This window comes from Citrobacter sp. RHBSTW-00524 (assembly GCF_013747755.1).
Classification (GTDB): domain Bacteria; phylum Pseudomonadota; class Gammaproteobacteria; order Enterobacterales; family Enterobacteriaceae; genus Citrobacter; species Citrobacter braakii.
Genome location: NZ_CP056421.1, coordinates 3,822,719 through 3,846,024, shown reverse-complemented (window position 1 = coordinate 3,846,024; position 23,306 = coordinate 3,822,719). Strand labels below are relative to the sequence as shown.

Here is a 23,306-nt window from a genome sequence, read left to right as displayed (position 1 = left end):
AATTCACTCCTGGTATGGTTGTTCTACCGCAATGCGCGGCGCGTTAAGTGCCTGAATAAGTTCATCAAGAGACTGCAAAATATTGCTTGCCCAAAAACGCCCTTCATTGGTCAGGCGCACGCAGGTGCTGGCATCTCGCGTCAGTCCTGCGTGATGCCATTGGGTCAGTAGCGGGGTTAGTTTTTGTGCATGAGGCGTCAGTTCATCCAGCGGAACGCGGGCCGTTTCAATGCCCGCCTGGAGAGTGTGTCGCCACTGGAAACCACGCTCGGCGGTACGCATCATCATCATTAGCGGTTTTTTCCCGGCGGCGATAGATTCATGCCATGTCGTCAGATTGCGCTCGACCATCCAGGAATAGCCATTGACTGATCCCCCGGCGCCAGAGCCGAATGCCAGACAGTCCGCTCCCTGTTTAATCAGCAGGTTGTACAGATTGCGTTCACGCGTGGTACGCGCCCAGTGGCTGTTGCTGATGCAGCGCCAGCCCGCGCTGTCCATGAAATCGCAACCCTGAAGATAGAGATCGCGACGTTCGGCGGGAGAGGGAACGGTTGTGCGCCCGGTTTCAACTGCTTTGCCAAGCGGTGTATTGGGGATCAGGTTCAGCGCATAAAGATCTACGCCGTCGAGGCCAATGTCACGGGCAATCGCCAGATCGTCGCCCCACAGTTTTGCATCTTGTCCTGGCAGACCAAACAACAGATCGCATACCACGGCGGCACGATCCCGTTTTACCAGCCCCTGCATAAAGGCAATTGCGGTCGGGCCGTCCGAGGTGCGCGCCATTTTCTTGCGGATCCGGCTGTTAAAAGATTGAATACCGATCGAAAACCGATTGGCACCAGCGTCAAGGCAGGCATCAATTCGCGCATCGTCAAAATTGAGCACTCGTCCCTCAATGGTAATTTCGCAGTCCGGCGCCAGCGGTAACTTTTCACGAAGCGCGGTGATGATTCTGCCCAGATCCCGTGCTGACAGCGCTGAAGGCGTACCGCCGCCAAAATAGACGGCGTGAATTGGGGCTGACTGATGTAATGCGCTATCGGCTTCCATCTCGATTTCGCGCAACAGCGCGTTGGTGTAGCGGGCGCAGTGATCTTCTTCGAACCGGTTTTGATAAAAACCACAGAAAGTACAATGCGTTGCACAAAAAGGGATATGCAAGTACACCAGCCGTTTACGCGGCGGGGTAGGCTGGCTGATAACATCCTGCCAGGTTTGTGACAATAGCTCTTTGGCAATCGGGATCGCCCCGCGCCATGGCATTGTGGCGCGGCGATCCTTAAAGGGCTGACTTCCCTCAAGCGCAAAATGCGCGGTGAGATCCAGCGAGTGTTCAGTTTTCATTCTTTTTTATAAATCCAGTTAGTGAGGCCAGAATTGCTGGTGCAGGGCTTCAACCGCATCGGCGACGCGAGGCCCCATTCCCAGAATCAGCGCCTGGTCTACCGCCACAATGCGCTGATTTTTCCAGGCCGCAGTGTGGGTAATACCGGCAATCGCGCTCAGACGAGCTAGATCGCCATCCACCATTTGCGACGTCACCACGATCACCTCCGGGTTGGCGGCGATCAGCGACTCCGCGCTGTAACTTTTATACTGCGCGTGGGTGGCGACATTTTGTGCACCTGCAAGGGTCATAATGGCATCGGCAACGCTGCCCTTGCCGGCGACCTGCGGCGCGCTGCCGCCAGCGGAGAGAATGAACATGGCTTTGACCGGCGCATTTTTCGCCGCCACGCTGTGCTGAACACGATCCAGACGTTGATGCAGGCGATTGACCAGCGCTTCACCTTGTTCAGGAATGCGCAGCGTTTGAGCCAGCTCCCGAATGTTGGCGTACATCTGCTCGACGGTGGCCGGTACGCGCGGCAATGTAACGACGTTAACTTTCTGCGCCCGGAGCTGATCCAAAACGATTTGAGGGCCTGCATCCTGCCAGGTGATAAAGCTGTCTGGGTGCAGCGATAAAATGCCCTCGCTGCTTAACTGCTTCCAGTAGCCGATATGCGGGAGTGCGGCAGTTTCAGGTGGGTACGAGGTGGTTTCATCGACGCCAACCACCCGGTTGCCGACGCCCATGGCGTAAATCAGTTCGCTAAGCGAACCGCCCGCCACCACCAGGCGGTCAGCGGACTGGGCGCTGAAAACACAGGCGAGGCTCAGTAAGCCAATCATGAGTTTTTTCATCGTCAGAAATTCCACGCAAAGCCAACAGCGGCATTGAAACCAGCGTCTGGGATAGATTCATGCGCGGTTCTGTAACGCTTGTCGGTCAGGTTGTTGAGCGCGAGGTTGACCTGATACTGGTCCTGCGGACCAAACTCGGTGTTGAATGCGAGGTTAAGCGTGGCCCAGCCTGGATAGTTTATTTCCGTGGTGCCGGTATTATCTTTGGCGCGGGACGCCGCGCGAATAAAGACATCGGACGTCACGTTAGCGACATTCATCAACCAGGTATGTTTCAGGCCAACGCGCCCGGTCAGCGTGGGTTCGCCGGTATCCCAGGTTTTTATGGTGTTGCCTTCGTATTGACGGCGAATGAGATTACCGCTCAGGTAGGGGGAAACCGCCCAGCCGTTGTATTCTGCGGTTAATTCCATGCCCCAGGTTTTGGCACGATCGATGTTGTCGTAGTAGTAATAGCCGCCGCGGGAAGAGGTGGTGTTGCCGTTGCAAACGGGTTGGCCTGAACAGGCCAGACTGGCGATATAGTCTTTGGCTTCGGAGTAATAAATGGCGCCGTCAATCAGCCACATATTCCCTTTATACCGCGCGCCCAACTCATAGTTATTTGAGTGTTCCGCCTTCAGGTTTGGGTTGCCGTAGGTAACGCTGCCGCCGGCGGATGTCTGCATGAACAATTGAGTAAGCGTGGGGAAGACATAGCCCTGGGCGTATGCAGCCCGAAGTTCAAGATCTTCAAAGCCGGAATAGCGCAGGCTGGTCGAGGTCACCAGTTCATCATCGTGAACGGAATTTCCCCCGGTGGATTGCCAGGTGGTGCCGCTGCTTTGGATAGTTTGCGTATCGTTGCGATTGAGTTTCGAAGACAGCCAGTACTGGCGTGCGCCCACGGTCCACGTCCAGTCATCGGCAAAGCGCCAGTCGTTTTGCGCGAACAGTGAGGTGTTGCTTTGTTCTGCTTCGTTATATGACAGGGTACGGGTTTGCGTATCGAAGAAGCCGGTAGCCGCGGTCTGGCGTGTACTGCCGTCCGTGTCCTGTTTTATTTTGTCATGCTGATACTGAGTGCCAATCACCAGCGTGTTGTTAGCCGGAAGGGAGATATTGCCCTGCAGCGTTACACCCTGGGTATATTGTTTGTCGTTGGTATTGGTTTGATTGCTTACCGTCAGCGCTTTAATCATCGGGCTGGGGATAATCTGGGTCGTTTTGACCCGGTTTTCAAATTTGCGCTCTATTGTCTGGGTGTATGCGTCAAAATGGATGTTCTTCAGGTAATCCCCGTCGGCCGCGTAGTCGTAGAAAAGACCGATTTTCTCGCGTTCCAGCTTAGGAATTTTGACGCTAAAGTCGTCGAACTGACCTTCGGGATCGTCAAACCAGGTTTGAGTGGATAGCTTATAACGGTCGAGTGAGAGCCCAATTTTGTGGCGATCGAGGTTGTAGCCAAGCCACACTCCCTGACCGTTATTACGGAAGTTGGTGTCGGGCAATCTTCCGTCAGGTGTATCGCGATCCCCCTGGTCGGAATAGCTGCCATTGATGCGGTAGTCAAAGTTACCGATGCTTCCCCAGGCTGCCGCTGACTCTTCCCATCCTGCCGTTGCGGAGTTATAAACAGCCTTAACGCTACCACCCAAAGGCTTATCGCCGCCTTTTTTGGTAATAAAGTTCACGACGCCGCCAATTGCCTGCGAACCATAGAGGACAGAATAAGGGCCTTTGACCACTTCAATACGTTCCAGCGCGGATTCGTCAATCAGTAAACCGGCTCCGTAGTTTTGTCCGGCACGTTGGTAGCTGACGACCTGGCCGTCTATCAAAATCAGCACCCGCGAAGAAGCTTCGCCACGGATACGAATTTGTTTCCGACCTGCGAGAGCGTTATCGGTAACTTCGACGCCGGGGATATCTTGTAAATCATCAGCAAGAGAAACGCTGGTGGAGTTTTGTAGCGTCTGGCGATCGATAACCTGAATGGTTGCCGGGCTATCCCAGAGACTACTTTCTGTGCGGTTAGCCGTAACGATCACCGTATCTTCGTCGGACGTTGAACCGTGTGTTGGAGAGGTCGCTGCAAAAGTAGCGCCGGACATGCATAATGTCAGGGCTGAAAGAATAAATGGCCTTTGGTTAATCCGTGGCAACATAAGAGAACCTTTATTGAATGTAAATGATCATCATTATCATTCGCGTTTGTATATAAAATTGTTTCCCTTTGTTCAAGATGAAAGGTGCAGAACCGATACATCTTTTGATTTGAGTCAATTTTGCGTGGTCAATAAATGCTGAAATGTGATCTGAATCGGATATAACAATGTGAATTAAAAGGATTTGTGCATCGCTGTGATGGTGGAAGATGCGCGGGGTTCTTGGGTAAAGGATTACGGCAATGTGGGCTATAATGTGGCTCAGTACCAACAAGATCAGCGGGGGAAATGTGAATATTAGCGATGTTGCGAAAAAAACCGGTTTAACCAGCAAAGCGATACGCTTTTATGAAGAAAAGGGGTTAGTGACGCCGCCGCTGCGTAGCGAAAATGGCTATCGCACATACAACCAACAGCATCTGAATGAGCTTACGCTGTTACGACAGGCACGACAGGTTGGTTTTAACCTGGAAGAGTGCGGCGAGTTGGTGAACCTGTTTAACGATCCGGCGCGTCACAGCGCAGATGTGAAAAAGCGTACGTTAGAAAAGGTGGCGGACATTGAGCGCCATATCAGCGAGCTGCAGGCTATGCGCTTGCATTTGTTGGCGCTGGCGGAGAGTTGCCCTGGCGATGACAGCGCTGAATGCCCGATTATTGATAATCTCTCCGGCTGCTGCCACCATAAAGCGAAGGCTTAACGGGGTGGCGGATTAAGCATAAACACCACAGTGCCGCGGTACCACGGTGATTTCTCAAGCTGCGCTTCAGCCTGCGGGTCCCGGCTACCGTTTTGTACCAGCCCCAGCTTAAATGGAATGCGCAGACGACTGAGGGCGGGCAGATACGCCTGATAATTCGGTACCGTGTGACGTCCCTGATAGCTCTGGACCACCAGTTCATCGACCGCCAGCGCGTTCAGCGTGGCGACGTCGCCCGTTTTTGCCCAATCCAGTAGTCCGGTTACGCCAAGTGCAAACTCGGTCGGTAGCCGTTGGCGTAACTGCTGCAGAAAGTGGGCGTAATCGGCAAGCTGATGGGTCGCCGCGTCAAAATCAACCTGCAGGCCGATGACGTGATTTCCGGCCGCCTGCCAGCGTTGCATCAAGCGTATGATGCGCGCCGGGATCTCCTCCGGTACGTCGAGTGTGGTAAAGCGCACGGTCAACCAGATAGAGGGGAAAGTCAGGCGATTAACCGGCAGTCCTAGACGCTGGAACACCACGTTACCTGAACGAACCAGGACTTCGCCCTGATGCAGATAGACTGTTTGTGCGTTTTTCAGCTCGTCACTGGCCTTCACTCCGGACCATAGCCAGAAGGCCGGATGTTCACGGGCGGCGACGATTTCCGCCGCCTGTGCCTGGCCGAGTAGCAGCGCAGTTACCAGTAGTATTTGAGTTTTTGCGCCCACGGACTTCCCGGATACTGCGTTTTCAGTTGGGTGAACCAGCCTTTACGCTGTAGTTTATCCACTTCCTCACCGCCGCACTCGTTAGAGCCTGACGGCGCATAGCACATGATGGCGCGATACAGCGCAAAGCTCTTATCTTCAACCTCTGCTTTTGGCGATGTGATCACCTGCTGGTAGTAGCTTTGCCTGTCGAACTGGCCGAACGGTTTCTTGCGCGAGATTGCTGATTCAAGCACATCGTTGCCGGAACTGTTTTTCCATAAATCAACGTGGGTTTGCGTAGTGCGGAAAAATTCGCCTAAGCAGTTCAGGGCGTGGGCATCATGTGCTTGTTTGCTCAGAACCGTTACCGTTTCATTGAGGCTGCGACAGGTATAACCGCTCTCGGCAGAGTCGCCGTTCCAGTCGAAAATACTCAGATTAACGTCATCAAACGCTTCGCCAATGACCGGCGGCGTAATGGCGCTGGCCAGTTTTCTGTCATTCAGCCAGTCGTCAAAGCGATGCTCAGTGAGATCCCGCACCAGCAGCGTATGCAGGGCGATGGTACGCTCTTCGTTATTAGGACCGTGGACGGCTTGCTGGCGCAGTAGTTCAGGCGTGGCCTGGGTTTTCAGCACCTGCGAGCGAAAGCGCAGGTTGGTTACTGCGCTTTCCGGGGCGAAAATTGCCGCCACGTCGCCGCTATAAACCAGCGTCGCGGCTAGCTTAGCCTGCACATACTGCTGCTGTTCGTTATCCTGGCTGAGCTTCAGCAATGTCTGCCAGAAATCACGTGCCGTGGTCCATTTCTGCTGGCCCATCAGCGCTTCGCCGTACAGCACCTGTTCGCTGAAGGCCAGCGTATCGTGGGCCGGAAGTTTCTGCGCTGGGGTAACTGCCGAAATAATCGCCGCGTAGTTGCCCGTTGCCAGCCACAGATTCAGCTGCAGATCGCGCCATAGCGGCAGTTTTTGGCTCTGCTCAAACACCGGTTTGCTGGCGTCAAGCTGGGCCTGCGTCAGCGTTGGTTTGTTGTTGTTATTCAGGCGCAATGCGCGCAGCAGTTCGATATAGCTGACAAGCGGCGCATCGGGGAAAGCCTCCACCACGGACTGTTTGTAGAACGCCATGCCGTAGACATTATCGTATTCGATGACGATCTCACGCAGTTGCTGTGCGTCAGCCGACTGCTGGAGCGTCTGCTCATACAACCCCGCCAATTGCGGCCACGCCTGTAAATACCAGTTGATACGACGCAGCATACCGTGCGAGGAAGCGGCGTACAGGCCTTGCGGGTAGTGTTGCAGATAGGCTTGCGCCAGCGTCTGAGCCTGAGAAGCGTCCTCGCGGTTAATTTTTGTGATATCAAAATCGCCGTACTCGCCCACGCTGTTCTGGCTGCTTTTGTTCAACGCCGCACGTATCAGCATGTATTGCGCGGTCTCAGCCAGCCACGGACGATCGCTTTTGGCTAGCTGAGCGAAATCCTGTTCGGCGCTGGCATAATCACCGGCATAAAAACTGGCGGCCGCTGCCAGATAGCTTTTGTAGGACTGAGCTGGAGAATCTGCCGGGAGAGTGGCAAGCGATGACTCAATCTGCTCGCGGGTTGCCCCGGATAACAGTCCTGTGCGCGCCTGGGCCAGGGCCTGACGCTGATTTGCCGTTAACGTTGAGTCGGCCAGCAGTGCGGCAAAAAATGCGCTGACGCTCGCGGTATTATTCGAAACATGACGGTTCTCAAGCTCAGCGTCGTTGACGTTTATTTCGTCTGCGCTAATGTTCAGTTCGGCTATCTGTCGGGACAGGGGGCTGTCTTCGGCAGATACCTGCGCTGCGGCTGGCTGCGGGGCAATGTCATCCCACTGCGGATGATACGCAAAATAGAAATCGCGGGAGCGGGTGATGTCCGCCGGCATCGACTGCACCGGCAGAGCAAATGATTTCTCCTGGCTCAGCAGCCGCAGCAGGTTATCGCGGCTGTCGTTTTCCGGGTTGAAGGTGGGCGTGCCTTTCAGCAGGCAGCTGTCGTCGCTCCATTTGCAGTCTTCCATATCGAAAGAGGCGAATACCTGCGGGGCGGCGATCAATAATGAGCAAAGGGCAAAGGCAAGGGGTGTCTTCCTGACCATAGTCTTATTTCCTGTCTTTTTAGTGTGATACCGCTGTAATAATCAGGGTAATTCCCTCAACGGCAATAACTTCAACCTGCGTTCCGGCGCTCAAATCGTCGCGGGCGCTGACGGGCCATGAGCTGTCGCCGACGCGCATGTGTCCGCGGCCATTGACCAGGGCGGTTTCCAGAATAAATCGACGGCCAACCAACTGCTGCCCGCGCTGGTTAAGATGGCTGTCGGCGGGTTTCTGATCTTGTACACGCCTTGCCAGCCACTTCCACCACAGCCAGGCCGCCAGCAGGGTGAGTACGGCGAACATCGCCCCCTGCCACGCCCAGTCAAGCGGGATAAGCCACACCACCAGGCCGGTAATCACCGCCGCCACGCCGCTCCACAGCAGATAGCCGTTACCGCCCAGCATCTCGGCGGCGAGTAGCAGACCGCCGAGGCTGAGCCAGAAGATGTGCGGGTGCACCAGAATCATCGCTATCATGATTTTTTCCGTTCGCTGGCGCTGTCTTTCACCAGTTCGGCGATCCCGGCAATAGACCCCATCAGGCTGCTGGCATCCAGCGGCATCATCACCACTTTGCTGTTATTCGACGAACCGATGTGCTGCAGCGCTTCGGTGTATTTCTGCGCCACGAAGTAGTTCACGGCCTGAATATCCCCGGCGGCAATGGCCTCCGAAACCATCTGCGTCGCGCGGGCCTCGGCTTCTGCGGAACGTTCACGCGCTTCAGCCTGTAAAAATGCCGACTGGCGTTCACCTTCCGCTTTGAGGATTTTCGACTGTTTCTCACCTTCGGCCTTGACGATTTCTGCCTGACGGATCCCTTCCGCTTCAAGAATATAGGCGCGCTTGGTACGTTCGGCTTTCATCTGCGCGTTCATGGCGTCGATAAGTTCTGCTGGGGGACGCACATCGCGGATTTCAATACGGGTGATTTTAATGCCCCAGGGATTAGTGGCCTCATCAACGATATGCAGCAGGCGCGTGTTGATGTTGTCACGCTGGGAGAGCATTTCATCGAGTTCCATCGAGCCGAGAACGGTACGAATGTTGGTCATGGTCAGGTTGATGATCGCCAGTTCCAGGTTGCTGACCTCATAAGCCGCTTTTGGCGCGTCGATCACCTGAATAAAGCAGACGGCATCGATCGCGACGTTGGCGTTGTCTTTGGAGATGACTTCCTGAGAGGGGATATCAAGCACCTGTTCCATCATGTTGATCTTACGACCGATGCGGTCCATGAACGGTACAACAAGGTTTAAACCCGGTTGCAGGGTTTTGGTGTAACGGCCAAAACGCTCGACCGTCCACTGATATCCCTGCGGGACGATTTTGACGCCAGCACCGACGATGACCAGCGCGACAAAAATGAGAATAGGAATAAAAATGAGCATTGATGAAACCTCCTGTTGTGTTGTCCTTTACTGCCTCATTAGTCAAATTATACCCGATTTATCAAGGTGGGCTCCCCTATAATAAATTACAGGGATAGACTGTCTGCACGAAAGAGGTAAAAAAGGGATTGGTAATGGAAGAAAGCAGCATTCTGCTTCAGTTAAAAAATGTCGCATGGCAGGCAGGGGCGACGCAGGTTCTCAATAACATCTGTTTTAATCTCCGGGCCGGAGAATTTAAGCTGATTACCGGCCAGTCTGGTTGCGGTAAAAGTACGTTACTCAAGATAGTGGCGTCATTAATTAGCCCGACTGCCGGTGAAATTCTCTTTGAGGGCAAGGAGATAAACACTCTTAAGCCTGAAACATATCGCCAGCAGGTCTCTTATTGTGCGCAAACGCCCGCGTTGTTTGGTGACACCGTTTACGACAACCTCATTTTCCCCTGGCAAATCCGCGATAAACGTCCGGATCCGGATGTGTTTCTTGCCGATCTGGCCCGTTTTGAGCTACCCGAAACGATCCTCAAAAAAAATATCAATGAGCTGTCTGGCGGCGAAAAGCAACGCGTCTCATTAATTCGTAATTTACAGTTTCTGCCAAAAATCCTGCTGCTTGATGAAATTACCAGCGCGCTGGATGAAGCCAATAAACGGAATGTGAACGAATTAATTCACCACTATGTTCGCGATAAGAATATTGCTGTGCTGTGGGTGACGCACGACAAAGATGAAATTAATCATGCGGATAATGTCATAACCCTTCAACCGCACGCCGGGGAAATGCAGGAAGTAAGCAATGAACGAGCATAATATTACCAATGAATCACTGGCGTTAGCGATGATGCTGGTGGTGGTCGCGATACTGATCAGCAACAAAGAAAAACTGGCGCTGGAAAAAGATATTCTCTGGAGCGTTTGCCGGGCGGTGGTTCAGCTTATTATCGTTGGCTATGTGCTGAAATATATTTTCGGCGTTAACCACAGCATTCTAACCTTATTGATGGTGCTGTTTATCTGTTTCAACGCGGCCTATAACGCGCAAAAGCGCAGTAAATATATTGATAAAGCTTTTCTCTCGTCATTTATCGCCATCACGGCGGGGGCGGGGTTAACGCTGGCGGTGCTGGTTCTGTCAGGCTCTATCGAGTTTACCCCAATGCAGGTGATCCCAATTTCCGGCATGATTGCAGGCAACGCGATGGTTGCGGTAGGGCTGTGTTACAACAATCTGGGGCAGCGGTTTAACAGCGAACAGCAGCAAATTCAGGAAAAACTCAGCCTCGGTGCGACGCCGAAAGTGGCCTCCGCGCCGCTGATTCGCGACAGTATTCGCGCTTCGCTTATCCCGACGATCGATTCAGCGAAGACCGTGGGACTGGTGAGTTTACCGGGGATGATGTCCGGGTTGATCTTTGCAGGTATTGATCCGGTAAAAGCGATTAAGTATCAGATTATGGTGACGTTTATGCTGCTTTCGACCGCCAGTCTGTCAACCATTATCGCCTGCTACCTGACCTATCGGAAGTTCTATAATTCACGTCACCAACTGGTGGTGACGCATTTGAAAAAAACCTAATGGAGTACCGGATGGCGCGGGCCTACGGGGAGATTGTAGGCCCGATTAGCGCAAGCGCCATCAGGCAAATGCAGCGGATTAGTACAACAGCGCGTACAGCTGGCGGCGGTATTTCGAGGCCAGCGCATCGCCGGTGCCCAGTGCGGCAAGGATCTCCTGGAAGGTTTTACGCGCCTGACCGTCGGCTGCAGTGAGATCTTTCTTCAGGTGACTGAACAGCAATTCCAGCGATTCCTCGTTACGTCCGACCTGGTGTAACTGAATGGCCAGTTGAGTTGCCAGCGCCGCATCCTGTGGATTGCTGGCGACCTGCTGCTGCAACTGTTGGATTTCAGGTGTATCAGCCGCCTGCTTCAGCAGTTCGATCTGTGCCACCAGCCCCTGATAACGGGTGTCCTGATCCTGCAACGGGATAGTTTTCAGCACCGCTTCGGCTTCGTCAGAACGGTTCAGGGCGATTTGCGTTTCCGCCAACAGCAGACCAATTTCGCTGCTCTGGTTGGAGATCTGCCAGGCTTCTTTCAGCAGCGGCAGCGCATCAGCGTGATTGCCGGCTTCGATGAACTCGATCGCCTGGCGCGCTTTCAACTCTTCTTCGCTAGGTAACACTTTCTCCAGCAGCGCGCGAATAACTTCTTCCGGCTGCGGGCCCTGGAATCCATCTACCGGCTGACCGTTCTGGAACAGATAAACCGTGGGGATCGCGCGCAGACCAAACTGGGAGGCGATCATCTGCTCGGCGTCGCAGTCTAACTTGGCGAGAATAAACTGACCGTTGTACTGAGCAACAAGGCTCTCCAGTACCGGCGTTAATTGCAGACAATGCTGGCTGCGCTCAGACCAAAAATAGAACAGGACCGGCGTGGTCATCGACTGTTCAAGGGTCTGCTGGAGGTTCGATTCGTTAATGTTAACAATATTCTGTGTGGACATGGAGTTACTCTCTTTTGTCGATTTCTTGTTACATGGGGGCTGACGCGCGTGCTTCAACTCAACCGTGTAAAATTTTGTCCATTATGCGGCCTGGCAACAGGCGCTTCAGTAGCATAACTGCCCAGGTCACCAGCGTAACCGGATAACGCAGCTTTGGTTTGTCGCTCTCAAACGCATGACGCACTTTGGCGACAACCGCTTGTGGCTCCAGCGTAAAACGCGCGGCAATTCCGGGGTTTTCCACGGGAGCATCGCTCTGGGTCTGGTTGACGTTTTCGGTAAAGCGGGTGCGAATAGGGCCAGGCTCAATCAGGCTGACCTTAATCCCGCTGTGGCGCAGCTCCATACGCAGCGCGTCGGACCAGGCTTCCAGCGCATATTTGCTGGCGGCATAGGCCCCGCGCCCCGGCGTTGAGATCAATCCCATTACCGACGAGGTCATCACAATTCGTCCTTCGCCGTGGGGTAGCATGGCGGGTAACAGGCGCATGGTAAGCTGATGTGCGCCAAAGAAGTTGGCGGAAAACTGCTGTTCCATCTGCTCGCGGCTGATGGTGGGCAGTGGGCCATAGACGCCGTATCCGGCGTTGTTAAAGATCCCATACAAACGATTATCGGTCAGGGCGATCACCTCATCAGCCGCGCGATCTACGCTCTCGGGTGAATCCAGATCCAGCAATATGCCGGTGAATCCCATGCTGTTCATACGCGCCACATCGTCAGGTTTGCGACAGCCCGCCAGAATTTGAAAACCCTGGCGCTTTAGCTCAAGCGCGCTTTCCAGACCGATTCCGCTGGAACATCCTGTTATTAAGACCGATTTTTGCATAACTTTACCTGTCAGGATCTCCGTTGTTTTACGAGTCGTGATTTACTAGAGGAGTGAGATGTTGCGCCATCCAGTCGGCAATAAACGGCTGGGCGTCACGGTTAGGATGAATACCATCATCCTGCATCCACTGGGGTTTCAGATAAACCTCTTCCATAAAAAAGGGCAGCAGAGGTATATCAAACTCTTTGGCGAGTTTTGGATAAATCGCGCTAAAGCTTTCATTATAACGGCGACCGTAGTTTGCCGGCAGACGAATTTGCATCAGCAGCGGTTCGGCATTTGCTGCTTTCACATCCTGCAGAATCGTGCGCAGGGTTTGTTCGGTTTGCGCAGGCGCAAAACCGCGCAGACCGTCGTTGCCGCCAAGTTCGACCAGCACCCAGCGCGGCTGGTGCTGCTTCAGTAATGCAGGCAGACGGGCCAGACCCTGCTGCGAGGTGTCGCCGCTAATACTGGCATTCACCACCGGCGTTTTGGTTTGCCATTTATCATTAAGTAGCGCAGGCCACGCGGCGCTGGCGGACATACGGTATCCGGCGCTCAGGCTGTCACCCAGAATTAATAACGTGTCCGCTGCGGCGGCGCGGAAAGTTAACAGGACCAGGAACAGGAAAGGCCAATGCCAGCGGAAAACATTGTTGAAGTTCATCATCTTAAGAAATCCGTCGGTCAGGGTGATCATGAGCTATCCATCCTTACCGGAGTTGAACTGGTTGTCAAACGCGCCGAGACCATTGCGCTGATTGGCGAGTCGGGTTCAGGAAAATCCACACTGCTGGCGATCCTCGCCGGGCTGGACGATGGCACCAGCGGTGAAGTCAGCCTGGTGGGGCAGGCGCTGCACACCATGGATGAAGAAGCCCGGGCACAGCTGCGGGCGCGACACGTGGGTTTTGTCTTCCAGTCATTCATGTTAATTCCGACCCTTAACGCGCTGGAAAACGTCGAGTTGCCCGCGTTGTTGCGCGGCGAAAACAGCGGAAAAAGTCGCGACGGGGCAAAAACGTTGCTGGAGCAACTGGGGCTGGGAAAACGTCTTGATCATCTTCCGGCCCAGCTTTCCGGTGGGGAGCAGCAGCGCGTGGCGCTGGCGCGGGCGTTTAACGGTCGTCCTGACGTGCTGTTTGCCGATGAACCGACGGGCAATCTGGACCGCCAGACCGGAGACAAAATCGCCGACCTGCTGTTTTCTCTGAACCGGGAACATGGCACCACCCTGATTCTGGTGACCCATGATTCTCAACTGGCGGCGCGTTGCGATCGGCGTTTACGCCTGGTGAACGGACAGTTGCAGGAGGAGGCATGATTGCACGCTGGTTCTGGCGCGAATGGCGCTCGCCTTCATTACTGATTGTCTGGCTGGCGCTGAGCCTGGCCGTGGCCTGCGTGCTGGCGCTGGGCAATATCAGCGATCGTATGGAAAAGGGGCTGAGCCAGCAAAGCCGTGAGTTTATGGCGGGAGATCGGTCGCTGCAAAGTTCGCGTACCGTGCCGAAAGCGTGGATTGACGAGGCGCGACAGCGTGGCCTGAAAGTGGGCGAACAGCTGACCTTTGCCACTATGACCTTTGCCCGGGATACGCCGCAGTTGGCGAACGTCAAAGCGGTGGATGATGTGTATCCGATGTATGGCACGTTGCAAACCAATCCGCCGGGACTGAAACCTCAGCCAGGCTCGGTACTGCTGGCTCCGCGTCTGATGGCGTTGCTGAACTTAAAAATCGGTGATTCCATCGACGTGGGTGATGCCACGCTGCGCATCGCCGGGGAAGTGGTGCAGGAGCCGGACGCCGGTTTCAATCCGTTCCAGATAGCGCCGCGCCTGATGATGAACATGGCGGATGTCGAAAAAACGGCGGCGGTCCAGCCGGGGAGCCGTGTGACCTGGCGCTATAAATTTGGCGGGACACCGCAGCAACTGGAAGCCTATGAAAAATGGCTGCTCCCGCAGTTAAAGCCTGAACAGCGCTGGTATGGGCTGGAGCAGGATGAAGGGGCGCTGGGGAAATCACTGGAGCGTTCGCAACAGTTCCTGCTGCTGTCGGCGCTGCTAACCCTGCTGCTGGCGGTCGCTGCGGTTGCCGTGGCGATGAGCCATTACTGCCGCAGTCGTTACGATCTGGTGGCTATTCTGAAAACCCTTGGCGCGGGCAGAGCACAGTTGCGCAGGCTGATTGTTGGTCAATGGCTGATGGTGCTGGCGCTGTCTGGCGTGACCGGAGGGTTATTCGGGCTGTTGTTTGAACGCGTGCTGGTGGTATTACTTAAGCCGGTACTGCCCGGCGAACTGCCGCCTGCCAGTCCCTGGCCGTGGCTATGGGCATTAGGCACCATGACGGTCATTTCTCTGCTGGTGGGGTTACGCCCTTACCGTTTGCTGCTGGCGACTCAGCCAGTGCGGGTACTGCGCCGTGACGTGGTGGCAAACATCTGGCCGCTGAAGTTTTATTTGCCGGTGGTATTGATAGTCGTGATTGCCCTGCTCGCCGGACTGATGGGCGGAAGTCCGCTGCTGTGGGCCGTGCTGGCCGGAGCGGTAGTGCTGGCGCTTTTGTGCGGGGTGCTCGGCTGGATGCTGCTCAACGTGCTGCGTGGCCTGACGCTCACCTCGCTGCCGCTGCGTTTAGCGGTCAGTCGGCTGTTGCGCCAGCCGTGGTCAACGCTCAGTCAGCTGTCGGCATTTTCGCTTTCCTTTATGTTGCTGGCGCTGCTGCTGGTACTGCGTGGCGACCTGCTCGACCGCTGGCAGCAGCAAATGCCGCCGGAAAGCCCGAACTATTTTCTCATCAACATTGCCACCGAACAGGTGGTTCCACTCAAGGCTTTCCTGGCTGAGCATCAGGTGATCCCGGAATCGTTCTATCCGATTGTGCGGGCGCGTCTGACGGCTATAAATGAGAAGCCGACCGAAGGCAATCACGATGAGGCGCTGAACCGTGAGCTTAATCTGACCTGGCAGGATACCCGACCGGATCATAACCCGATCGTTGCCGGAAGCTGGCCGCCAAAAGCGGGCGAAGTCTCGATGGAAGAGGGGCTGGCGAAACGGCTGAACGTCAAGCTTGGCGATCGGGTGACCTTTATGGGCGATACCCAGGATTTCAGCGCCACGGTCAGCAGTCTGCGCAAAGTGGACTGGGAAAGCCTGCGCCCCAACTTCTTCTTTATCTTTCCCTCCGGCGCGCTGGACGCTCAGCCGCAAAGCTGGTTAACCAGCTTTCGCTGGGAGAACGGCAACGGCATGCTGACGCAGCTTAACCGCGAATTCCCGACTATCAGCCTGCTGGATATTGGCGCAATCCTCAAACAGGTGAGCCAGGTGCTGGAGCAGGTGAGCCGGGCACTGGAGGTGATGGTGGTGCTGGTTACCGCTTGCGGTATGTTGCTGCTATTGGCGCAGGTCCAGGTCGGAATGCGTCAGCGTCATCAGGAACTGGTGGTCTGGCGCACGCTGGGCGCGGGTAAGAAGCTGCTGCGTACCACGCTATGGTGCGAGTTCGCCATGCTCGGGATGGTCGCCGGACTGGTGGCTGCCATCGGCGCGGAAACCGCACTGGCGGTGCTGCAAACCCGAGTGTTTGATTTTCCGTGGGAGCCAGACTGGCGACTGTGGGTCGTGTTGCCGCTTTGTGGGGCATTGTTGCTCTCGTTATGCGGCGGATGGCTCGGTTCACGTCTGCTAAAAGGCAAAGCGCTGTTCCGTCAATTCAGTAGTTAATTCATATTCGTGATGATTACGCACCGGTTTTTTAAATCGGTGCGTTTTTTATCTATGTAGCACAAATTGATAACTCATTGATATTTAACAGCACAGAACAATAAAAACCCGACAACACGAGTGTATTAATAAACGTTAATATTTGTATGCTGAATAATTGGCAGGCTATCTATCAAGGTACAAATAATGACTATAAAAAAAACGGCGCTGGCGGTATCGATCGGCGCAGCAGTGGCATTAACGACGTTCGCCTCCCAGGCGGAAATCACGGTCCTGAAACAAGATCCACAGGCGGGCAACCCGCTGAGCCGTCTTAACTTCACCATTGGCGGGAGTATTCGTCCGCAGTTCCAGAATATGGCCGGTGATGATGGTAAGAATGGCTACAAACGTAATGGTTTCGACGGCGGGACGCGTTTCCGCTTCGCCGCTGATTACTATCTGTTTGATGACATCAGCTGGGTGAGTTATTACGAGCTGGGCGTTAACTTCCCGGCAATGTTCAACTGGGATAATCACTATGCTAACGGCGCCAACGATACCACGCGTCGTATGTTGTACACCGGTCTGAAGAGCGCGACCTGGGGTACGCTGACCTTCGGTCAACAGAACAGCATTTACTATGATGTGGTTGGTGCGAAAACGGATATCTGGGACTACGACATGATCGGTCAGGCACCAGGTAACGGTATCAATGGCGACTATGACGGTTCCTATCGTACGCGTAAATCACTGAAGTATAAGAAAACGGTTGGCGATGTTGATCTCTACGCGTCTTATCTGTTCAGTGATGATTACAACCCGAACAACGGTCTGCGCTACAAGCGTAAAGGCGGTGGCTCGCTGGGTGTGGATTATCACATCACCGATGACCTGACCTGGGGTACGGCGTGGAACTACACCCGCGCGGAAATGCGTGGCGACACCAGCAAAACCTACGATCAAAACATCGTCGGTACCGCGCTGAGCTGGAAACCGGACAACTGGACCTTCTCGATGGGCGGCGGTTGGTATCAAAACTTCATGACCACCAAAAAAGTCTCTGTTAACGATTACTTTGCCGGTGATGCCTGGGGTCTGGAATACTTCGCGGGTTACACCTTCCCGGTTGGTCAGTATGCGCTGAAATCCGTTCAACCCTACGTTATGGGCGACCGTATTGAATACGTGAATGGTCGTAACTACCTGCGTACCGACAATGGTGTGGGTATCAGCTTCCAGCTGGACTACGGTTTCCGTGTGGATTACGAACACGTCTTCACCTCCAGCACCGACAATCTGGGTGATATGAACCTGGTTCGTCTGCGTTACGACTTCTAAGTCAATTTCCCTGCCAAAACCGGGTAACCAGAAGGTTATCCGGTTTTTTACTATCCTTTGCTGAAAAACACATTAGTACCTTCAACGTACATTCAACGACATATCCCGCAACATCATGAAATAATTTCAAGGACAGCAGGTTGTGATCTGTGTCATGTTAACAATCAGCCTGTTAACAGGCCAACAAGAACAACGCCGCAAGAACGGCGTGAGACATGACACCACAACGTTAAAATGGAGAAATTATGGGATTGCGTCAGAGTTTACGCGTCGCGACCGGAGCGCTGTTACTGGCCTGTGGATTACAACTTGCTCATGCGAACAGTGACCCGCATACCATCGTGTTTGGCGTCGCACCTGGTCCGTACGGCGATATGGTGAAACAGGCCATTGCCCCTACGCTGAAAGAGAAAGGCTATAAGGTAGTGGTGCGCGAATTCAGCGACTACGTGCAGCCGAACATGGCGCTTTCCAACGGCAGTATTGATGCCAACTTGTTCCAGCACTCGCTCTACTTTGACAAATTCACCGCTGATAAAGGACTGAAGCTGAGCAAGCTGATTGTGGTCCCGACGGCCGGGATGGGTTTTTACTCACATAAAATCAAAAGCCTGGATGAGTTAAAAAAAGGGGATGTGATCACGCTTTCCAATGATCCAACCAATCTGGCTCGCGGTCTGCGTTTCCTGCAGTCTATTGGCCTTATTACCATCAAAGACACTATCGATCCGACTAAAGCCTCTGAGCGCGATATCGCCAGCAACCCGAAAGGGCTGGTGTTTAAACCGCTGGAAGCGGCACAACTGCCGCGTACCCTGGACGGTGTGACCGGCGCGCTGGTCAACGGTAACTTTGCTGTGGCGGCAAAACTGGATCTCGCCAGTGCCATCAAGCAAGAGCATCTTGACGAAAATCTGAAAAATATCATAGCGGTACGCAGTGAAGATGCAGATAAACCGTTCGCGAAAGATATTGTGGCGGCGGTGAAATCTCCGGCTTATCGCGCGGTGATCGACGATCCGCAAAATATTTACAGCGCCTTCCAGAAACCGGAATGGATGTCGGCAGCCCAATAATCGCTGCGCACAAGGTTAACAGGGGCAGCGGCGACTGCCCTTTTCGCATTTCTGAGGTGGCTATGATTGAGATAGAAAAGGTTTGCGTGGATTTTAGCGCAGGCCGTGGACCATCAACCCGGGCGGTTGATGACGTCAGCTTGCGCATAGGCGCAGGCGAGATATTTGGCATTGTCGGGACCAGCGGCGCGGGGAAAAGTACGCTGCTGCGCACCCTGAACGCCTTAACGCGACCAAGCCTGGGAAGCGTAAAGGTTAACGGCGTAGAAATTTCCGCGCTGGAAGGGGCGCAACTACGTAAAGCCCGTCAGCGTATTGGGATGATTTTTCAGCATTTTAATCTGATGCATACCCGTACCGTGGCGCAAAACGTCGCTTTCAGCCTGAAAGCTGCCGGATGGGAGCGCAGTAAAATTGGCCCACGCGTCAGCGAAATCCTGACGCTGGTGGGGCTGTCTGACAAGGCGAACCGCTTTCCTGTGCAGCTCAGCGGCGGGCAAAAGCAGCGCGTTGGTATTGCCCGTGCGATTGCCAATCACCCGGATGTGCTGCTGTGTGATGAACCGACCTCTGCGCTGGATCTGGAAACGTCGGCCACTATTCTGGCATTGCTTAAGCAGATCAACCAACAGCTGGGGATCACGATCGTGCTGATCACTCACGAGATGAACGTGATCAAATCGATTTGCGATCGTGTGGCGGTGATGTCCGGCGGCAAGGTGGTGGAGTCCGGTGAGGTGTTTGAGGTTTTTGCTCACCCGCAGCACGCTTTCACGCAGCAACTGGTGTCGCATACCCTCAATCTGACGCTACCCGAACGCTTGCGCCAGCATTTGCCTGGCCAGTTGCTGAAAATTCTGTTCATCGGCGATTCGGCGGAACAGCCGGTGTTGTCAGAAGTCGCGGTTAAATTTGGTGTGGCGGTGAACATTCTGCACGGCAAAATTGAATATATCGGCGAGCGTGCGCTGGGGATTCTGGTGGTGCAACTGACCGCGCCGCATAACCCTTCTGCGGTGGATGTCGCCGTGGAGCATATTCGTCAACGCACGGCACAGGTGGAGGTGATTCGTGGATGATTTATTGCCTGATTTGACGCTGGCGTTTAATGAAACCTTTCAGATGCTAAGCATCTCTACGGTGCTGGCGATTATTGGCGGTCTGCCGCTCGGTTTTCTTATTTTCGTCACCGACCGGCATTTATTCTGGCAAAACCGTTTTGTGTATCTGCTCAGCTCCGTGCTGGTGAATATCATCCGTTCGGTGCCGTTTGTGATCCTGCTGGTGCTGCTGCTGCCGCTCACCCAGTTTTTACTCGGAAATACCATTGGGCCGATTGCGGCCTCGGTCCCGCTCTCGGTGGCGGCAATCGCTTTTTATGCCCGTCTGGTCGACAGCGCACTGCGTGAAGTCGATAAAGGCATTATTGAAGCGGCGGAAGCCTTTGGCGCCAGCCCGATGCGTATCATCTGCACCGTTCTGTTACCTGAAGCGAGCGCGGGTCTGCTGCGTGGGTTGACGATAACGCTGGTGAGTCTGATCGGTTACTCCGCGATGGCTGGAATCGTTGGCGGCGGTGGGGTAGGCGACCTGGCGATTCGCTTTGGTTATTACCGCTATGAAACCCAGGTCATGATCGTCACCGTGGTGGCGCTGATTATTCTGGTGCAGGTCGTTCAGGTGCTGGGCGACTGGCTGGCGAAACGCGCGGATAAGCGCGACAGACACTGATCACTGTGCGTTAAGCCAGTCGGCAGCGTCCTGCCATGTGCCGCGAAAGACGACTTTCGCGGCTTTCTTTTCCAGTTGATAACGATACATCGGGTCGTAATACTCGTTGAGCAACGGTACCAGCCAGCCCATATGGGCGTCGGTACTGCCCGTCGCTTGCTGTTCGCGCAGAGCCACGTCGAGCAGGGCGGTCAGCTCGGCAAAACGTTGTAAACCCAGACGGCGGCGAATAGCAAACAGGCCGTGGTGCAGATACTCGCTATACTCCTGCCAGCCCTGACTCTCGCCATAAGCATGGGTAAAATCGTGGTGCATCCGCACGAAATACTCTTCACGCAGTCGCTCCAGACGACGCTCAAAAGGATCGTCCACCACTGCAATAGATGCCTGGGTCATGCGTTCACGCAGGCACTCAGGCAGATGATTAGCCCCGATCATGCGGCCTTCATCTTCCAGTACCCACAGACGCAGATCCTGACGGCTGTCGGTTCTGAGCATTTCGACCGCCAGCAGGTTTTCAAAACTCGCCTGACTCAACTGCGGTTCAACGGTGCGACCAAACGAGGAACCGCGATGGTGCGCCAGACCTTCGAGATCCACGCCGTTCGGCTGCTGTTGCACCAGCTGCGTTTTACCGTTCCCGGTACAGCCGCCAATTAAGACGATCGGCTTTTGCACTAATTCTTCCGTCAGCTGAATCGCCGCCTGACGCAGGGCTTTGTAGCCGCCGTGTATCAGCGGGTAGTCAATCCCGGACTCGTGTAGCCACTGCTGCACAATGTGCGAACGCTGACCGCCGCGCGCGCAGCATAAATAACCCGCAGGATTTTGACGACAGGCATCCAGCCAGGCCTTCATACGTTGTTGGCGAGTCTCGCCGCAGACCAGTTGATGGCCGAGCGTGAGGGCTGCCTCGGGTCCCTGACGTTTATAACAGGTACCCACGGCGGCACGTTCGTCATCGTTCATTAGGGGAAGGTTGATTGCGCCCGGCATTGCGCCTTGCAGAAATTCGACGGGGGCGCGTACATCGATTATAGGCGTACCAGCGAGCAAAATTGCGCGATAGTCCTGTGCTGTTTGTGTGTCTTGCATAGTAAAAAACGAAACCTCAAATCATCCTGTGTACTATTTTACGCGCCAAATGAGAGGATGACTTGATTTTCAATCGCGTGCATTGTTGAAAATTGCTAAAAATCCGGCGATTTCCGGTTTTCGCTGGGTAAACAGCGCCACAATATCTTCTACGGCCTTACCCGCGCCAAACTTATGCCACGCGAGGCTTAAGGGGGAAGGGGGACGCATGGTCGGGATGATACTGCTGACCAGTTGGCCGCTATCTAGTAACGGTTGGCAGAGCGGCTGCGGAACGAATCCAATACCCACACCCGCAAGATGCGCCGCAATCTTGGTTTCCATGTCCGGTACGATGATCTCCTTTTGACCGGGAAGACGCCATGCGACCCGTTTGGTCAGGGTCCGCGCGCTGTCCTCAATGTTAATTGCCGGAAAGCGGCGCAACTGCGCTTCCGTTAATGAGCCGCTGACGTCTGCTAGTGGATGATCCGCTGACATGACAAATCGCCACTGAACAGAACCCAAAGGATCGAGGGTAAAGGTGTTTGCCATCGGTTCCGTGCCGGTTACGCCGATAGCCAGCGAGAATCCTTCGTACAAGAGTGAATCCCATACGCCCATATAAATTTGCCGGGAAAAGTGAAACTGAGTAAAGGGGTAGCGGGCGTTAAGCCAGGATAACAGGCGAGCGACGGCTTCAGGGCTGTACAGCAGGTTGTTGACCACAATATTCACCTGGCGTTCTACGCCGTCATTCACTTGCTGTAATTCGCTGGGCATGCTGTCCAGCCAGGCGAGCCAGTCTTTTGCCTGGGAAAGAAGGTGAGAACCTGCGGCGGTTAACGTCACGCTTCGGGTGGTGCGAAAAAACAGCGCGACGCCGGTATTTTCTTCCAGAAGCTTAATGCGGTAACTGATGGTGGCCGTGGTTTTACACAAGCGATCCGCTGCCCGGGAGAAACTTCCCGTTTCGGCGACGCCGATAAAGGTACGTAGTGTTTCCGGGTCAAACATTTTCAGCTACTCCCTAAATGATCATCTGCAAGCCTGATTTCTTGTTCTCTGATTTATAAGTATTTTTGCATAATGACCTTGTTTAAATTGTGGTCTAAATCTAGTTTTGGAAAATTTTTCCAATTTTTGTGTTGATGTTAAATCACGAAGGTTTTAGATTGCATGGTATTGAAGCCGCTAAGTGTTCTGACTGCGGTTCAGCGGAATTCAGTTACAAGGAAATGATGATGAAACTAGAGGTACTACCGTTAAATCAGCACGCGTTCAGCGCCTATGGCGATGTGATAGAAACTCATAAACGTGATTTTTTTCATATCAATGATGGGCTCGTTGAACGTTATCACGACCTGGCCAATGTGGAGATACTTAAGCAGGATCGCACGCTCATCAGTATCAACCGCGCGCAACCAGCAGCGATGCCGATTGTTGTGCATGAACTGGAGCGCCATCCGCTAGGCACTCAGGCATTTATGCCTATGAATGGCGAAGCGTTTGTAGTGATTGTCGCGCTCGGCGAGGACAAACCTGACCTTTCCACTTTAAAAGCCTTTATCACCAATGGCCAACAGGGTGTGAATTACCACCGAAATGTCTGGCATCACCCGCTGTTTGCCTGGCAAACCGTGACCAATTTTCTGACCATCGATCGTGGTGGTAGCGATAATTGTGATGTTGAAAGTATCCCGGCACATGAGCTCTGTTTTGCGTGACGCTATCGGCCTTCTTGCTTAATATGCGCATATTGTTCATTGTTTATGCTCATATTTT

The 23,306-nt window shown here is 54.1% G+C and carries 22 protein-coding genes; 10 read left to right on the top strand and 12 right to left on the bottom strand.

Features of this window, described 5'->3' with window-relative positions:
• Nucleotides 1–3: 3 nt before the first annotated feature.
• From hutW to HV229_RS18580, 3 genes are read right to left on the bottom strand one after another with little or no spacing between them, the layout of a single operon-like run.
• Nucleotides 4–1,350: a heme anaerobic degradation radical SAM methyltransferase ChuW/HutW gene (hutW, locus tag HV229_RS18590; protein ID WP_019076190.1), complete on the bottom strand. Its 1,347-nt coding sequence runs from the start codon at nt 1,348–1,350 to the stop codon at nt 4–6.
• A gap of 18 nt (nt 1,351–1,368) precedes the next feature.
• The gene (locus HV229_RS18585; RefSeq protein ID WP_016152100.1) at nt 1,369–2,193 is read right to left on the bottom strand and encodes an ABC transporter substrate-binding protein; all 825 of its coding nucleotides are present in this window, start codon (nt 2,191–2,193) and stop codon (nt 1,369–1,371) included.
• A 2-nt stretch (nt 2,194–2,195) separates the two neighbouring features.
• Nucleotides 2,196–4,340 (bottom strand): TonB-dependent receptor, encoded by a 2,145-nt coding sequence (locus tag HV229_RS18580; protein ID WP_016152101.1) that lies wholly within the window; start codon nt 4,338–4,340, stop codon nt 2,196–2,198.
• 290 nt (nt 4,341–4,630) lie between these two features.
• On the opposite strand from HV229_RS18580, the gene cueR reads away from it, so the two are divergent.
• Entirely contained in the window at nt 4,631–5,041 is a 411-nt protein-coding gene (gene cueR, locus HV229_RS18575) for a Cu(I)-responsive transcriptional regulator (protein ID WP_029139441.1), read from the top strand.
• Here the strand turns inward: cueR and HV229_RS18570 are convergent.
• The 4 genes from HV229_RS18570 to HV229_RS18555 are packed head-to-tail and all read right to left on the bottom strand — an operon-like array spanning nt 5,038 to nt 9,260.
• Nucleotides 5,038–5,754, bottom strand: coding sequence for a DUF3142 domain-containing protein (locus HV229_RS18570; protein ID WP_047416837.1), 717 nt, complete (start codon nt 5,752–5,754; stop codon nt 5,038–5,040). The genes cueR and HV229_RS18570 overlap by 4 nt on opposite strands.
• Nucleotides 5,724–7,868, bottom strand: a complete 2,145-nt coding sequence (locus HV229_RS18565) for a hypothetical protein (protein ID WP_181546126.1) — start codon at nt 7,866–7,868, stop codon at nt 5,724–5,726. Before HV229_RS18565 ends, HV229_RS18570 begins: the two co-directional genes overlap by 31 nt.
• 19 nt (nt 7,869–7,887) lie before the next feature.
• On the bottom strand, nt 7,888–8,346 hold the full coding sequence (locus HV229_RS18560; protein ID WP_016152105.1) for an NfeD family protein: 459 nt from the start codon (nt 8,344–8,346) through the stop codon (nt 7,888–7,890).
• Nucleotides 8,343–9,260 carry an SPFH domain-containing protein gene (locus HV229_RS18555; RefSeq protein ID WP_016152106.1) on the bottom strand — a complete coding sequence of 306 codons (918 nt, stop codon included), beginning with the start codon at nt 9,258–9,260 and terminating at the stop codon, nt 8,343–8,345. The genes HV229_RS18560 and HV229_RS18555 overlap by 4 nt, the downstream gene beginning before the upstream one ends.
• 134 nt (nt 9,261–9,394) lie before the next feature.
• Here HV229_RS18555 and fetA point away from each other — a divergent pair, with 134 nt between their 5' ends.
• Both fetA and fetB read left to right on the top strand, forming a co-directional pair.
• Nucleotides 9,395–10,072 (top strand): iron ABC transporter ATP-binding protein FetA, encoded by a 678-nt coding sequence (gene fetA / locus HV229_RS18550; RefSeq protein WP_019076194.1) that lies wholly within the window; start codon nt 9,395–9,397, stop codon nt 10,070–10,072.
• Nucleotides 10,059–10,838 carry an iron export ABC transporter permease subunit FetB gene (gene fetB / locus HV229_RS18545; RefSeq protein ID WP_047358028.1) on the top strand — a complete coding sequence of 260 codons (780 nt, stop codon included), beginning with the start codon at nt 10,059–10,061 and terminating at the stop codon, nt 10,836–10,838. Before fetA ends, fetB begins: the two co-directional genes overlap by 14 nt.
• 78 nt (nt 10,839–10,916) lie before the next feature.
• On the opposite strand, the gene HV229_RS18540 is transcribed toward fetB, so the two are convergent.
• The 3 genes from HV229_RS18540 to tesA are packed head-to-tail and all read right to left on the bottom strand — an operon-like array spanning nt 10,917 to nt 13,255.
• On the bottom strand, nt 10,917–11,771 hold the full coding sequence (locus HV229_RS18540) for a co-chaperone YbbN (RefSeq protein ID WP_016152110.1): 855 nt from the start codon (nt 11,769–11,771) through the stop codon (nt 10,917–10,919).
• A 58-nt stretch (nt 11,772–11,829) separates the two neighbouring features.
• Nucleotides 11,830–12,600: an SDR family oxidoreductase gene (locus tag HV229_RS18535; protein ID WP_047416830.1), complete on the bottom strand. Its 771-nt coding sequence runs from the start codon at nt 12,598–12,600 to the stop codon at nt 11,830–11,832.
• A gap of 28 nt (nt 12,601–12,628) precedes the next feature.
• On the bottom strand, nt 12,629–13,255 hold the full coding sequence (tesA, locus tag HV229_RS18530) for a multifunctional acyl-CoA thioesterase I/protease I/lysophospholipase L1 (RefSeq protein ID WP_085951033.1): 627 nt from the start codon (nt 13,253–13,255) through the stop codon (nt 12,629–12,631).
• Between tesA and ybbA the strand changes: the two genes are divergently transcribed.
• The 6 genes from ybbA (at nt 13,223) to HV229_RS18500 (ending at nt 20,447) form a co-directional block, all read left to right on the top strand.
• Nucleotides 13,223–13,909, top strand: coding sequence for a putative ABC transporter ATP-binding protein YbbA (gene ybbA, locus HV229_RS18525; RefSeq protein ID WP_016152113.1), 687 nt, complete (start codon nt 13,223–13,225; stop codon nt 13,907–13,909). The two genes, tesA and ybbA, sit on opposite strands and share 33 nt — an antisense overlap.
• On the top strand, nt 13,906–16,320 hold the full coding sequence (ybbP, locus tag HV229_RS18520) for a putative ABC transporter permease subunit YbbP (RefSeq protein ID WP_080858968.1): 2,415 nt from the start codon (nt 13,906–13,908) through the stop codon (nt 16,318–16,320). Before ybbA ends, ybbP begins: the two co-directional genes overlap by 4 nt.
• 186 nt (nt 16,321–16,506) lie before the next feature.
• Nucleotides 16,507–17,640, top strand: a complete 1,134-nt coding sequence (locus tag HV229_RS18515) for a porin (RefSeq protein ID WP_080858969.1) — start codon at nt 16,507–16,509, stop codon at nt 17,638–17,640.
• Nucleotides 17,641–17,885: 245 nt separating this feature from the next.
• Entirely contained in the window at nt 17,886–18,716 is an 831-nt protein-coding gene (locus tag HV229_RS18510; protein WP_016152116.1) for a MetQ/NlpA family ABC transporter substrate-binding protein, read from the top strand.
• Nucleotides 18,717–18,778: 62 nt separating this feature from the next.
• A complete protein-coding gene (gene sfbB / locus HV229_RS18505) occupies nt 18,779–19,795 on the top strand; it encodes a virulence-associated ABC transporter ATP-binding protein SfbB (RefSeq protein ID WP_080859061.1) in 1,017 nt (338 codons plus the stop codon).
• A complete protein-coding gene (locus HV229_RS18500; RefSeq protein WP_003831085.1) occupies nt 19,788–20,447 on the top strand; it encodes a methionine ABC transporter permease in 660 nt (219 codons plus the stop codon). The genes sfbB and HV229_RS18500 overlap by 8 nt, the downstream gene beginning before the upstream one ends.
• On the opposite strand, the gene mnmH is transcribed toward HV229_RS18500, so the two are convergent.
• Together mnmH and allS are read right to left on the bottom strand one after the other, a co-directional pair.
• Nucleotides 20,448–21,542, bottom strand: a complete 1,095-nt coding sequence (gene mnmH / locus HV229_RS18495; protein WP_181546124.1) for a tRNA 2-selenouridine(34) synthase MnmH — start codon at nt 21,540–21,542, stop codon at nt 20,448–20,450.
• Between the two features lie 69 nt (nt 21,543–21,611).
• Entirely contained in the window at nt 21,612–22,538 is a 927-nt protein-coding gene (allS, locus tag HV229_RS18490; RefSeq protein WP_104651323.1) for an HTH-type transcriptional activator AllS, read from the bottom strand.
• 227 nt (nt 22,539–22,765) lie between these two features.
• On the opposite strand from allS, the gene allA reads away from it, so the two are divergent.
• The gene (gene allA, locus HV229_RS18485; RefSeq protein ID WP_104651324.1) at nt 22,766–23,248 is read left to right on the top strand and encodes an ureidoglycolate lyase; all 483 of its coding nucleotides are present in this window, start codon (nt 22,766–22,768) and stop codon (nt 23,246–23,248) included.
• Nucleotides 23,249–23,306: the final 58 nt, after the last annotated feature.

Excerpts from the sequence above, each read along its gene's own strand:
- hutW (WP_019076190.1), bottom strand. The coding sequence starts at position 1,350 with ATGAAAACTGAACACTCGCTGGATCTCACCGCGCATTTTGCGCTTGAG.
- HV229_RS18585 (WP_016152100.1), bottom strand. The coding sequence starts at position 2,193 with ATGAAAAAACTCATGATTGGCTTACTGAGCCTCGCCTGTGTTTTCAGC.
- HV229_RS18580 (WP_016152101.1), bottom strand. The coding sequence starts at position 4,340 with ATGTTGCCACGGATTAACCAAAGGCCATTTATTCTTTCAGCCCTGACA.
- HV229_RS18565 (WP_181546126.1), bottom strand. The coding sequence starts at position 7,868 with ATGGTCAGGAAGACACCCCTTGCCTTTGCCCTTTGCTCATTATTGATC.
- HV229_RS18560 (WP_016152105.1), bottom strand. The coding sequence starts at position 8,346 with ATGATAGCGATGATTCTGGTGCACCCGCACATCTTCTGGCTCAGCCTC.
- HV229_RS18555 (WP_016152106.1), bottom strand. The coding sequence starts at position 9,260 with ATGCTCATTTTTATTCCTATTCTCATTTTTGTCGCGCTGGTCATCGTC.
- fetA (WP_019076194.1), top strand. The coding sequence starts at position 9,395 with ATGGAAGAAAGCAGCATTCTGCTTCAGTTAAAAAATGTCGCATGGCAG.
- fetB (WP_047358028.1), top strand. The coding sequence starts at position 10,059 with ATGAACGAGCATAATATTACCAATGAATCACTGGCGTTAGCGATGATG.
- HV229_RS18540 (WP_016152110.1), bottom strand. The coding sequence starts at position 11,771 with ATGTCCACACAGAATATTGTTAACATTAACGAATCGAACCTCCAGCAG.
- HV229_RS18535 (WP_047416830.1), bottom strand. The coding sequence starts at position 12,600 with ATGCAAAAATCGGTCTTAATAACAGGATGTTCCAGCGGAATCGGTCTG.
- ybbA (WP_016152113.1), top strand. The coding sequence starts at position 13,223 with ATGCCAGCGGAAAACATTGTTGAAGTTCATCATCTTAAGAAATCCGTC.
- tesA (WP_085951033.1), bottom strand. The coding sequence starts at position 13,255 with ATGATGAACTTCAACAATGTTTTCCGCTGGCATTGGCCTTTCCTGTTC.
- ybbP (WP_080858968.1), top strand. The coding sequence starts at position 13,906 with ATGATTGCACGCTGGTTCTGGCGCGAATGGCGCTCGCCTTCATTACTG.
- HV229_RS18515 (WP_080858969.1), top strand. The coding sequence starts at position 16,507 with ATGACTATAAAAAAAACGGCGCTGGCGGTATCGATCGGCGCAGCAGTG.
- HV229_RS18510 (WP_016152116.1), top strand. The coding sequence starts at position 17,886 with ATGGGATTGCGTCAGAGTTTACGCGTCGCGACCGGAGCGCTGTTACTG.
- sfbB (WP_080859061.1), top strand. The coding sequence starts at position 18,779 with ATGATTGAGATAGAAAAGGTTTGCGTGGATTTTAGCGCAGGCCGTGGA.
- mnmH (WP_181546124.1), bottom strand. The coding sequence starts at position 21,542 with ATGCAAGACACACAAACAGCACAGGACTATCGCGCAATTTTGCTCGCT.
- allS (WP_104651323.1), bottom strand. The coding sequence starts at position 22,538 with ATGTTTGACCCGGAAACACTACGTACCTTTATCGGCGTCGCCGAAACG.
- allA (WP_104651324.1), top strand. The coding sequence starts at position 22,766 with ATGAAACTAGAGGTACTACCGTTAAATCAGCACGCGTTCAGCGCCTAT.